This is a genomic window from Agriterribacter sp. (assembly GCF_035497235.1).
In the GTDB taxonomy this organism is placed as follows: Bacteria; Bacteroidota; Bacteroidia; order Chitinophagales; family Chitinophagaceae; genus Agriterribacter.
The window spans coordinates 1-12,273 of record NZ_DATJEB010000038.1 but is presented as its reverse complement, the minus strand read 5'-3'; the positions used below and the strand labels follow the sequence as shown (position 1 = coordinate 12,273).

Annotated in this window: 12 protein-coding genes; 2 read left to right on the top strand and 10 right to left on the bottom strand. The window is 40.0% G+C overall.

Annotation, left to right across the window (positions count from 1 at the left end):
• Position 1: 1 nt before the first annotated feature.
• Positions 2 to 1,285 (bottom strand): relaxase/mobilization nuclease domain-containing protein, encoded by a 1,284-nt coding sequence (locus tag VL121_RS12750; RefSeq protein WP_325405848.1) that lies wholly within the window; start codon positions 1,283 to 1,285, stop codon positions 2 to 4.
• Positions 1,273 to 1,662 (bottom strand): plasmid mobilization protein, encoded by a 390-nt coding sequence (locus VL121_RS12745; protein ID WP_325405846.1) that lies wholly within the window; start codon positions 1,660 to 1,662, stop codon positions 1,273 to 1,275. The genes VL121_RS12750 and VL121_RS12745 overlap by 13 nt, the downstream gene beginning before the upstream one ends.
• A 566-nt stretch (positions 1,663 to 2,228) precedes the next feature.
• On the opposite strand from VL121_RS12745, the gene VL121_RS12740 reads away from it, so the two are divergent.
• Positions 2,229 to 2,498, top strand: coding sequence for a hypothetical protein (locus tag VL121_RS12740; RefSeq protein WP_325405844.1), 270 nt, complete (start codon positions 2,229 to 2,231; stop codon positions 2,496 to 2,498).
• A gap of 178 nt (positions 2,499 to 2,676) precedes the next feature.
• Here the strand turns inward: VL121_RS12740 and VL121_RS12735 are convergent, their stop codons facing one another.
• From VL121_RS12735 to VL121_RS12705, 7 genes are all read right to left on the bottom strand, one after another.
• On the bottom strand, positions 2,677 to 3,741 hold the full coding sequence (locus VL121_RS12735) for a DUF932 domain-containing protein (protein ID WP_325405842.1): 1,065 nt from the start codon (positions 3,739 to 3,741) through the stop codon (positions 2,677 to 2,679).
• Positions 3,742 to 3,860: 119 nt separating this feature from the next.
• Positions 3,861 to 4,241: a single-stranded DNA-binding protein gene (locus tag VL121_RS12730; protein WP_325405840.1), complete on the bottom strand. Its 381-nt coding sequence runs from the start codon at positions 4,239 to 4,241 to the stop codon at positions 3,861 to 3,863.
• A gap of 706 nt (positions 4,242 to 4,947) precedes the next feature.
• On the bottom strand, positions 4,948 to 5,163 hold the full coding sequence (locus VL121_RS12725; protein ID WP_325405838.1) for a GDCCVxC domain-containing (seleno)protein: 216 nt from the start codon (positions 5,161 to 5,163) through the stop codon (positions 4,948 to 4,950).
• A gap of 3 nt (positions 5,164 to 5,166) precedes the next feature.
• The gene (locus VL121_RS12720; protein WP_325405836.1) at positions 5,167 to 5,559 is read right to left on the bottom strand and encodes a heavy-metal-associated domain-containing protein; all 393 of its coding nucleotides are present in this window, start codon (positions 5,557 to 5,559) and stop codon (positions 5,167 to 5,169) included.
• Between the two features lie 481 nt (positions 5,560 to 6,040).
• A complete protein-coding gene (locus tag VL121_RS12715; RefSeq protein WP_325405834.1) occupies positions 6,041 to 7,267 on the bottom strand; it encodes a hypothetical protein in 1,227 nt (408 codons plus the stop codon).
• Positions 7,264 to 7,713, bottom strand: coding sequence for a Rieske (2Fe-2S) protein (locus VL121_RS12710; RefSeq protein ID WP_325405833.1), 450 nt, complete (start codon positions 7,711 to 7,713; stop codon positions 7,264 to 7,266). Before VL121_RS12710 ends, VL121_RS12715 begins: the two co-directional genes overlap by 4 nt.
• A 14-nt stretch (positions 7,714 to 7,727) precedes the next feature.
• A complete protein-coding gene (locus VL121_RS12705; RefSeq protein WP_325405831.1) occupies positions 7,728 to 8,930 on the bottom strand; it encodes a di-heme oxidoredictase family protein in 1,203 nt (400 codons plus the stop codon).
• Between the two features lie 105 nt (positions 8,931 to 9,035).
• Between VL121_RS12705 and VL121_RS12700 the strand changes: the two genes are divergently transcribed.
• The gene (locus tag VL121_RS12700) at positions 9,036 to 9,710 is read left to right on the top strand and encodes a metal-dependent transcriptional regulator (RefSeq protein WP_325405829.1); all 675 of its coding nucleotides are present in this window, start codon (positions 9,036 to 9,038) and stop codon (positions 9,708 to 9,710) included.
• Positions 9,711 to 9,725: 15 nt separating this feature from the next.
• Here the strand turns inward: VL121_RS12700 and VL121_RS12695 are convergent, their stop codons facing one another.
• Entirely contained in the window at positions 9,726 to 12,149 is a 2,424-nt protein-coding gene (locus VL121_RS12695; RefSeq protein WP_325405827.1) for a heavy metal translocating P-type ATPase, read from the bottom strand.
• Between the last annotated feature and the right edge of the window lie 124 nt (positions 12,150 to 12,273).

Below are 12,273 nucleotides of genomic sequence, written 5' to 3'. Positions count from 1 at the left end.
TTTAAAATCGCAATCTTTTTTTCTTTCGTTTCTTTTTGTTTCGTTTAAGCTGGTAAGGAGTATAGTTAGTTGATGAGACAGGAGGCATTATTTCTTCGGGATCATTTACAGTTTTCTTTACAGCAATAGCACTGCTATTCCATGCCTGCTGCACCCCAATATTTTTTTGTTCTGTGGTAATTTGAGGTTGTTGTAAGATGTTTGCTTTTAGTGTGGATATTTTGGCGGGTATAGCTTTGCACCTTTCCAGGATGCCTTTAGCACTATAGGATTTTCCTAAGTCACTGCCATTGAATACACATTTAGTTGTGTGATCCACATACGTAATCCCGTAGATGATACCGTCTTTATTCTGCCGGACTACTACATTAATCCGGTCTTTCTCCAGGGCTTTGATTAAGCTATCAAGAGTGGGATTGGTCAACCTTTCCAATGCCCAATCTATTGTTGTCTTTGTATGCTGCTTATGTTTTTGTTTTAAAGGTTCATTCAAGTCAAACCTTGTTTCAAGAAATTTCAGGGTGGGTTTACTATAGATCAGACTGGCTTTGATGGGAACACCAACCTTATCTCCTCTTTCATTGAGCACCCGGTATACCAATCCCTTTTTCTGAAAAGTCCGTGAATCTTCACTACCCCTGTCAGCTATAACATTATAGAGCTTTAGTACGGCATTCAATTCAGGAAGGGAACTGAATTTGTAGTTGTTTAACACTGCATCAAGTACATTGGTAATGGCCCTGCGTGTATCTGATTTACCATATTTAATTCTCTCGGCTGATACTGGCTTGAGCTGGTAAGCTTCTTTTAGTTTCCGGCTACCGGCAGCAATTAATCCAAAATCTTTTTCAATTTGCACCCTTGCCTGCTGGGATTTAGTTCTCCCAAGATTATGCATGTCTATTCGTTTTCCATCAGCCTGTATGCTGGTCGTTACAACGTGAAGGTGTGGATGTCCTGCATCAAAATGCTGGTAAACCAGGTAAGGCTGTTTTCCAAATCCGATCTTCTCCATATACACATTAGCAATTTTTTCCAACGTTGTTTCCGGCAATTTTTCACCCGGATCAAAGTTTAAAGAGATGTGAACACTGTTGACTTTCGCCCGTTGATTTAGCGAAGCAAGATGGGTTAACCTGTATAGCTTCTGAGAAAATGTCAGGTCTTTTAAATCCTTTGGGTAGCCGGAAACTGCCAGATATTTTGCCTGTTTTTGTTGCACCTTTTGTTCGTTATAATTAAGTGCACTGCGGATACTATTACTACTATGGATTACTGCAACCACTGGTCGGAAATTTGATTGATCTTTTCTTTTATACTGTTGATTTTGTTTAACAGGTTTTGCTTGTCGTTTTCATATTGAGAGAGCCATGTTTTAAATTCTGCTATATGGGAGAGTGTGTTGAGCTTTTTGACCGCCTGGTTGAAGTTGGTGCCAATATGGTTTAGCTCAACACGCAGCAGGATCATTTCTGCCATAAAATCATCTAAGGACTTATTGCGAATACCTACCGTTAACTCCTTATTCAACAAAACCCGGCGTATATACTCGCTTACATGCTTTGTTGTAGTGGTTTGCCTGCGTTCTTTTATCTTATTATATTCATCCGGCGTAAACCTGAGTCCGACAAAACGGGTACGATTATTTTTCTTTTTTGTCATCACTTTTCATTTACGCAATAACCAATTAAATCATTTTTTCCCTGACCCCTACGACTCCGGAGTAAGGGGCAAGATCCGTTTGTTAAACAAACGTACATCTTGCCGATTGCTGCAAAGCGGGCAATCCCGTCACCTGATGTAAAGATTAATTTTAAAAGACACCTTGACTGTTCAAAACGACATATACAGTTCATTGTCTTTTGCTATCACAAAACTAATTTGTAAAACAAAAGATGACCTGTTCAAAATCCGAACAGGTGAGAGATAGAAGATTTATAAACGATAGCAGCAAGTAAAGGGATATTATTTGCGGAATCAGCATAGCTACGTAAATAACAGATACTTCAAAACTTAAGTTTTGGGAGCCATAAAAGGAAGGGATAAGTTTAAAACTTATTAAGAAAACCGGTAATAATTATTTAACGACTGCCAAAAGTGCATTGATATAAAAGCGTAATAATAGAAATGTTAATTTCAAACGAAAAGCAGCAGGTGTTTTTCCTGTATTTTAATAATGTTAACCAAATAAGTTTGTCACAACACCTTCGGTAATGTATTATTGTATTATGGAAACTGAGCTAACCGGAGTAAAAAATAAGGAAATAATTCTTGAAGACAACAGCCTGTATTTGTATAGTGTGAATCCAGTTGAAATTACCAATGTGTTAGGCGCTGTTATCGCTGTCCTGGAGGAATATTCCATCGCAGGCAGTAAAGGGGAAAATTATAAATTATACAAGACAAAAGAGGGGAATTGGTATGATATTCCTGATACAACTCCTGTTGTTAATAATCCTGTTTTGCGGGCTTTAAAATTGGCTATTGATAATAAATGATAGTTTTTTGGGAGGAAGTAAAGATAGTTTGTTGAGTATTTCATATTACGCTGTTGCAGCATAATATTTCCAAAATAACCAAAGCTGCCCCGCCATTTTACAAGGTCTGTCACCATATTGCGGGGCAGCTTTACAGGCATTTTAAAGGGGCATTTTGCAATGCCCCTTTTCTCTAAAATTAGTTAAAAAAGTCTATTCTTTCGCTTTTTGCAAAATGCTCACACAGGTTAAATGCTTTTTGTGTCCGCATTTGTCCTGTACCACCAAACAACAATGATTTCAGTTTTGCTTCATCGTTTTTGTAGGTTCTTATATTCTGAAAATAACCAGTCACTCCGTTATAAGCACCGAACAAACTACCCTTTGTAGTTTCTAACTGCTGGGTTTCGTTGGTCATTGCATATTCGAAAGCGGCATCTGTCATGTTTTTAAAGCAGGTGGATAATTCATCATCTTTACCAGCCTGTATATTTTGCAACACTTCCTTGTTGGGCACTAAAGCCATTTGAATGAGTTTCTTTACCTCGGAATCTGTTATACGAATCTTTGCCCATCGGTTAAAAATACCTTCCAGTTGGATACTTAACTGGTTGGTAATGCCCATCAGCTTGTACGCTTCTTCCAGTCTTTCTTTTGCATTGGCTGTATGTCTTATTTTTATAGCGTTGCTACAATTGCGGAGGGCGGCATTTAAAGTATTATTGCATAAAATGCGAATGGGAGTAAAGGCAGCGGTAATACTTCCGAACCCATCATGAGAAGTCGTTAAAAATAAATACTGTTCAATCAAATCATCATTACCCACTCTGATATAGTTTGGTAATTTAGCGGTAACGAAGACCCGCTCCCCTTTTCCTAAAGCGCCGGCAGTTTCATACTGGATACCATCGCCATCTACAATAGCATCAAAGAAACTAAAGGCATCTGTATTTTGTACCACTTCATAATCCCTGCCTACCACACCCAGTACAGTTTCATTATCTGTTCTAACTGTTGCAAAATAGTTGGGTACTTCCATTTCCGGAATTTTGATTTCAATATCCTCATCCGCTACCTGGTTTTCGTTGTCATAGGTAAAGAGTGTTCTTTTCTCTACTGTATAATCCAGTCCTGCAAACTTTAGCGCTTCGGCACTTGTGGGATAGCCTTCTACTATTTGCCCCAACCCATGCCAGGCTTTTTCTTTTACTGAAAAAAAGCTGTGCTTACCTGTTTGTTCATTGAAATTGATATTATGTGCCATAATGAATTACCCGGTTTTAATTTGTATTCCACAGGTGGTATTACTGTGGTCTGTTGCTTACATAAAATTGAATTTGAAAAAAGTACCAGCCTGAAACTCAATCAGGCTGGTATAAAAGTTTAAAAAGGCAGATCATCTGCAGGAACTTTTACATCTGCTTCCATTGGTACTATTTTGGCATTATTATCTTGCTGCTTACCATTGCCATGCAGCTTAATGGTATTTACATGAAAGGTTAATGTGGCTTTCGCTTCACCATCTTTGCCGGTATAAGCGTTTACGCCAACACGCCCTTGTAATTCTACCAATATGCCTTTGGTCAGATACCGGGCAATAGCGGGGTTTACCCAATAGTCACACTGCACATAGGTTACAATCTTCGTTACTTCGCTAATACCTTTGGCCTTGTAGCTGTCATTAATGGCAACACTAAAGTTTACTACCTGCCTGTCATTTTTCAGGGTGCTGATTTTTGCATCACCTGTTAATCTTGCTGTCATTTCCATAACTCAAAATTTTAATTGTTTATAAATGTTGAATTCAGCAGAGCGCTTCATTCATTTACCGATAGCGACCAGGCATTAGGACTGCGGAGGAGAAACAAGGTTTTTCAAAAAAATACTACCCAGTGATGGATAGTGTAAGAGGAATCAGGTGGAGATTATTTTGAAAACCGGAGGCAAGCCGTAGTTTACGAAGGCGAAGACCTTGTTCCGCACAAAGCAGGACAATAAATTTGCGGCAAGGTTTGTTGAATGAGGATATACTCTTCTTTTAGGGAATCTAAAGCAATTGTTTATGGTTTCTGGAATTGTGTTTGGTGAGCAGCGAGCCAATCTCAATTCCCAATGGTATTGCCCGGCACAGTTCTCACGGCTTATTTGCCGCAGGCGTAAAAGAAATAAGACGGGTGTACTGTGCCGGATCTTTTAAATATCTTATCTCAATCTTGAATGATAGCCGGTTTAAAAGTCCTCTTTAATGCAATCCGGGTATGCTGCTTTGTAGCGAATGACAGATAGCAGCAACCGCTGTAATGAACCTTTGGGAATTCAGGGTTGTGTCAACCTTATGCGCTGGAGGTTTGTGCAGTGGGCAAAGGTTGCCAAGCCTGAATGGAGTGTCAGGCTGGCGAAATGGAAGCGAAAGAGCTGCATCGATGGAAGCAGCGGAAAAGCAGGTATGGGGTTTTCCTCATTTTCATATTTAAGCACAACAAGGTTTACTCATCTGTATTGGTGGGCAAGCTACAGTGCTGTAGCTGCAAAATACACAACAATCGCCCTGCTTTGGCTTTAGAATTGTTAAGCAATTTGTACACTTATAGAAGTATTGGCAAGCATCAGTGGGCATTGTTTCTTCTTTCTGAAAACCACAATGTGGGCAGGTAATTGTTGATTGGAGTACTACAGTTGTTTCCATAACCTATTGTTTTTTGCAGCAGGATTTGCCGTTTTCGTTTGAGCAGGATTTGTCCTTTTGACAAGCTGCGCTATCAGCATCTATTGAGCCAGGCAGATTTATGGGGACATAACTTTTTACTTTGTAACCTGTTTTATTAATTGCAGCTTCAATAGCAGATTCATTAACTTTTGATCTATCAAAATCTACTAAGCTGCTCCGGTTGGCATAAGAGGTTTTATGACTTAATACACCAGCTACTTTTGATAGTTCATTGTTTACATGCTCCTCACAAGCTTCACAAGTCATTCCCTGGATTGTGAATTTTACCTGTTGTTTGTTATCCACGGCGGCAACTGCTGTTACCTGACTTTTTGGTTTTGGATAAAACAGTTGGGCAAACAGCGGAAAAACCATTATCAGCAAAGCAGAAACAATACTATCGCTAAAAAAAACTTAAACTAATGAAATGAAGTCTTCATAGTTGTTTCGCAATTACAATCCATCTCGTTTGTATTAACTGGTTTCAGTTTGATATACCATACTAATACAGCAATTGATCATCCTATCAAATACTGCCTTGCTGGGTTCCATCCATGAAAGATTAGCTGCAACGTTGCTGCTACCAGCAAGTCATGCAATCACAGGGGTTATACAACAAAGAGAAGCCGCAATAGCTGACAGAACTCCGGCACTTGTAAATATCCCGTATAATTTCATGCTTATCATATGTTTCCAGTTTTTGTGTTTGTTGATGGATGTGTATAAAGAATGGCCTTAAAATGTTTATGTTTTCCTGTTTAAGAGAACAATAAATTGTTTGACCTTCTTTTCTGGTTTCAACAATATTTCCATCCTTCAACTTTCGCAGATGTTGTGATAAGGAAACCCGGGTGATCTAGAAATAGGTTGAAAATCCAAACTGAAACCCTGCCAGCTTTGATGGAGGATTTCCCAACAGATCAGATTGCCAGTTACACCGGTAATTTAACCGCACTACTGTTTGACCTGCAGGACGCCAGCTTATTGCCGGCACTACAGAAATAATATGGTCGGCTATATTATGTCCCGTTGATTTAAAAGACCCCTTATTCCAATCCACATATTCAAATCGTACGGCTGCATTTAAAACTGCTTTGTCAAATCCAAATATGGGTTTTTTGATAATGGGTTGAACAATATCTATAAAGCCCCCTTGTTGTTTTCGGCCAAATTGTTCTGTGTATGTGTCAGCAATATCCAGGTTTATCCATGCCCATTCGCCGTTAATAAAAGTTTTAGTTTTTGAAATGGTAGCGTTAAAATCAACAGCAAACACACTTAACCGCCGTTTCTTGTCTAAGATTAATCCATCATCTTTAAACTTATTATACACCCCTCCCATATAGGATAATCCGAACTCCCCAATTTTGCTGTTTTTTATTGCGATTTTTCCTGTCACCAAAGGGCTTCCGTTAAAGCTTTCTTCAAAGCGGTCACGATTTTCTTTGGCAGCGGGTAGAAATGTCTTATTCTCTGAATTTGAAATGATACTTTCATCAAACCCATTGGTCAGATAAGCTTCATAAGCGTATACCCAGTTTTTTTTGTACTTCTTTCCGAATATGCCGAAACCAACATTACTCCACGTGGCGGGCAACATTTGCGTTGCAGAGATGGGGCGATCAACAAATTCCCATTTGGGGCCATCATGGTTTTGATTGAATCCTCCGATCGGGTTCATCACAACGCCACCTCTAAAGTTCAGTAAGGGAGCGAATTCAAAATCAACAGAAGCAAATTCTATATTGATTTCCTTTGTGCCATCTTCAAATTCGATTTCAGATAAAAATTTTATTCTTTTTGCAATGGACGAGGAAACAAATAGTGTTAATCTGCGCATCTGGAACTGATGACCTTCGCTCACGCCATCCTCACTTAAATATTGATAGTTGGCTTCAACATAACCTCCCAAAGCCACTGGTAATTTTCCAAGCTGGATAAATGGACGGTTATATACGGCATCCATATTCAATTGTAAACCGGATGTGTCTTTTAAAGGCTTTCTCAATAATTCAGGATCGATCTGCCCAAAAGCAATACGCAATGCTAAAACGAATGAAAGCAGTAAGAAAAACTTTTTCATGATTGTTTTCTCAGGTCTATGAATAATTCGTTATTGGTAATTGTCACAGGAAATGTTCTCAGACCATTATCGGCAGGGCCATTGGTAACCTGGCCTTTATTATTGAATTCACTGCCATGTGCCGGGCATTGCAGAAAATCCCCTGATGCCTGTAGTTCAGTACCCTGGTGCGTACACTTCATCCATAAAGCTGAGTATTCCTGTTCGTTGAACCTGTATAAGCAGATAGGATATTGCAGTGCATCATTCCGTACAATGATGAATGATCTATAAGCTATATTTCCTTTTTGCCTGATCATAAATTCATCTTTGTTTATTGTTAATCCATCTTTTGCGAGATTGCCAGAAATATACCTGGTGGAGGTACAGGAAGGAAGGAAGGAGGAAATCACTGTTGCAGATATACAAGCGGTGCAGGTATTTACAATAAAATCTTTTCTGGTCATGCTATATTTGAAACTTATAAGGATTCAAGAAACTTGATAATTCTAACTTTGTCTGCAGAAGAAAGCTGTTGAAAATTGATTTTACTCTGTGATGCCTCACCACCGTGCAGCAGAATGGCCTCTTCAATACTTTTGGCCCGTCCATCATGCATTAAGAAAAGTTGTCCTCCCTGTGAATTCTCAGACAAGCCCAATCCCCACAAAGGTGGAGTTCTCCATTCGGCTGGTAACGCTGTTCCTTCAGTATAGCCATCATTCAAATCCGGACCCATATCATGCAATAGCAAATCGGTATAGGGGAAGATGGTTTTATTTGATAAAGCTGCTATGGAAGACAGTCCGGTTTGAAGTTGTGGTGTATGGCATTTGCTGCATGAAATATTTATGAAGAGCTGCTTTCCTGCAATAACATCCGCATCATTTTCATTTCTTTGGATGGGAGCTTTGAGTGTCTGTAAATAAAAAACTACATCTAATACGGTTTGGTTTGAAATTTCAGGATCAATCTCCAGTCCGTCATAAGTATTGTATGCTTCGTAAGTAGAATTAACTCCCATGTCCTGGTTATAAGCATTGGCAGTTTGCTGAAGAAGGTCATACACAGCTGCTTTTTTCCCAAAGCGTCCGATGTATTTTCCATTGCGTTCAACTGTGCCTGGACGTAGCAGGCAATAAGAAGGTATGTTTATCCAATTGGGACGCCCGGATATTCCATCACCATCAACATCCCTTTCATCCGCCAAAGCGAGTATAGTGGCGTCCGTAATTGTTTCCAGTAATCCTAACCCGGTGTTGGCAGGCGGAGTAAACTTAGAAAAGGTAGCGCCTACCGGAATTTGCTCAGGTTGAAAGCCGGGAAGAGCCCGTTGCTGTAGTTGTGGTCCTCCTAAATGAAGGAACCCGTTAGCCAATGTATCACTTTGCCCAAACCGGGTAAGTGTTGTGAAAGGATGTCCTTTACCATCGCCTGCATGACAGGAACCGCAGGAAGTAGCGACAAACCTGGGGCCGAGACCATTAGTTACAGAGAATATTTCATCATTAAAAGCCACATCTCCACGCAAAAAAATTCTTCTCTGCTCAGGTGTTAATCCTTCCATTGGACCATCAAGTATCTCATCATCAGCAGGAGTGTCCGGCAATAATTTATCGCAGGAAATGATGCCGGTAATTAATACCGAAAGAACAAGTATCCCCAGCAACTGTTTCTTCCCCATATGTTATGGACTTTACAGCAAATATAGTATAAGTTTTGATTAATCGAATAATAATGTTAGATTAGTCTAAATATAAAGTTTCTCCAATATCTATACCTTTAACAGATGAAACCTGTCGTACAGTTAAGCTTTACAGAAGAAAATTATCTTAAGGCTATTTTTTCGCTTTCGGAAAGAAATGAATCTTTCGATACTTCAACAAGCGAGATTGCTGATAGAATCAAAACAAAGCCACCAACGGTTACCGATATGCTTCGCAAGCTCACTGAAAAAAAATTGATTTCCTACGAAAAATATAAAAGGATTCAATTAACCAAAGCAGGAAAGCAAGTAGCTATTCTTATCGTTCGAAAGCACCGTCTTTGGGAAGTCTTTCTGCATGACAAGCTGGAATTCGCATGGGATGAAGTGCATGAGGTAGCTGAGCAATTGGAGCATATTCAATCGGAACAATTGATACAACGACTGGAGAAATACCTGGGATTTCCTCAATATGATCCGCATGGCGATCCTATCCCTTCAGCCAGCGGGGAATTAAACGAGATAAAAAGAACCATCCTTTCAGAAGTTCAAGAAGGTAAAGCCTGCCAGGTTGTTGGGGTAAAGGATAGTTCAACTCTTTTTCTGCAATACCTTCAACAAATAAACGTAGGTATTGGGACAAAAATAAAAGTGATCGAAAAAATCCCTTTTGACGGTTCTTTAAAGATTACGCTAAAAAGGGATCATCAATTATCGGTATCAAAAAAATTCTGTGATAACGTACTTGTAACCTGTTAGCCTTTTTTCTCTGTTTTATTTTTTATATGCCAGCAGCCGCAATGCGTTAAACACAACAATCAGGGTAGAGCCCTCGTGTGCAATAACCGCAGGTCCGATTGTTGCGATACCCAAAATGGTTAAAGGTATAAGCAAGGCTACCATCCCCAGACTAATGACCAGGTTTTGTTTGATAATGCCACTTGCTTTTCTGCTTAACCCAATAGCGAATGGAAGGAGTGAAAGTTTATCACCCATCAAAGCAATATCAGCAGTTTCCAATGCCACATCGCTGCCTGCCGCTCCCATCGCAATTCCTACGGTGCTGTTTGCCATGGCGGGGGCATCATTTACACCGTCACCTACCATAGCTACCTTACCTTCTTCCTGTTTTAATTTTTTAATGGCCTCAACTTTTTGTTCAGGTAAAAGACCACCCCATGCATCGGTGATACCTGTTTGCTTTGCTATGGCTTCTGCTACCTGTTGATTATCTCCCGAAAGCATGATCATACGGCGAATACCCAATTGCTTCAATTGATCCAGTGAACTCTTTGCCTCTTGCCGGGGTGTATCCATTACGGCAAGTATTCCAATATAATCATTGTTTCTTCTCACCATCATAGTTGTACTGCCGGATGTTTCTAAACTTTTAACGTCATTGATTACCCGGTCGCCAGGTTTATTTTCATCAAGCTTTTCAAATAAAGCAAGATTGCCTATATAGATCGTATCGTTTCCTAATCTTGCTTTAATACCTTTACCCAGCACTGCTTCCAGGTCTTTTGCCTGCGGAATATCCTGGCCTTTTAGTCTTTCTTTGCCATTTTTTACTATGGCTTTTGCAATGGGATGATCACTCAGCGCTTCAACGGCTACCGCAATTTTCAGCAGTTCATCCTCATTCATTCCGGCGCCAGGTATTATTTCTGTCAATTTTGGCCTTCCTTCGGTTAAAGTTCCTGTCTTATCAAATGCTATTGCTGTTAAGCTCCCTAAGTCTTCTAAAGGTTTACCGCCCTTAATTAAAACACCTCCTCTGGCAGCTCTTGCTACACCACTTAATACCGCACTGGGCGTTGAAATTGCCAATGCACACGGACTTGCTGCTACCAATACACTCATTGCACGATAGAAGCTTTTGCTGAAAGGTTCATCTATTACTACAAATGAAAAACATAGTAATGCTACCAATATGAGTACAGCAGGAACAAAATATTTTTCAAATTTGTCGGTAAAACGTTGTGTGGGCGATTTTTGTGTTTGCGCTTCATTTACCATTTTTACAATCCGGGATATTGTTGAATCTGCCGCCAGCCGGGTTACTTTTATTTCCAGGGATCCATCACCGTTTATTGTTCCTGCAAACACCCTGTATTTAGCTTCTAATTTATTTGCTTCGGCAATAGAGATTCCGGGTTCTTCGACAGCAACCTTATCCACAGGAATGCTTTCACCGGTAATAGGAGCCTGGTTAACACTTCCATTTCCTATTACCACAATACCATCTGCTGCAATTTTGGTATTTGGTTTTACAACGATCACATCACCTTCCTTTAAGTCCGTTATTTTCACTTCTTTTAATTCGTTAGCCGTTTTTAACAAAGCAGTTTTGGGAGCTAACGCTGCAAGTGCTGCAATGGATTTCCGGGCTTTTTCCATGGCGAAATGTTCCAATGCATGACCTAAACTAAATAAGAAAAGCAGTAATGCTCCTTCGGCCCATTCTCCTAAAATAGCTGCGCCTATAGCCGCAACCAGCATTAAAAAATCTATTTCAAATCCACCTTTGGCAATGGTTTGAACTGCTTCTTTGGCTGTAAAAAAACCTCCGAAGAAATAGGCGCTAATATAAAAGCCAATTGGAACGGTTGGGGGGATTCCGGTGATATATGATAACCCAAATCCTGTTCCCAACAATGCTCCGCAAATAATATTGAATATAAGCACTGTGTTTTTCCCAAAAATTCCGCCGTGCGAGTGATCCGAATCGTCTTCTTCATGTTTGTGCACGTCTTCCTTTTGTTCATGCCTATCATCGAGTTTATGTCCGTTTTCATGACCATGCTTTGCATCTTTCCGGGCTTCGGCTTTTTTTTCCGTCTTTTTGACCTTCGGGCTCACTACATTGAGCCCTTCCTTTTTTATCAGGCTGTACACTTGTTCTTCCTTAATTGCCTTGGCATCAAATTCAATTAATAGCATGCCGGGTAATGAGGCAGCCACAGACAAAATTCCTTGTTTACCTTGTAAGGAAGCCTCAACCAGCCGTGTTTGGCGTTGGTGTCGCAAGCCGTCTACCTCAACCAGTAAATGGTTATATCGCTCAGTGATTTTAGCCCCACGCTCTTCTGCCAGATTCTGTACTTTTTCAACAGATATGATAGCCGGATCGTAGTGAAAACACAACTGCGCTTTTGTTGACTCCGATTCGGGTACCACATGGGTAAGCTCCCCCAAAAACAGTACGGTTTAAAAGAAGACAAAAATGTTTAATTTTAAAACCGTAAAAGATGAAAAAAAGCACATTTAGTCCTGCTCAGATAGCAGGCATTCTCAAAGAATTTGATAACGGCAAAAGTGC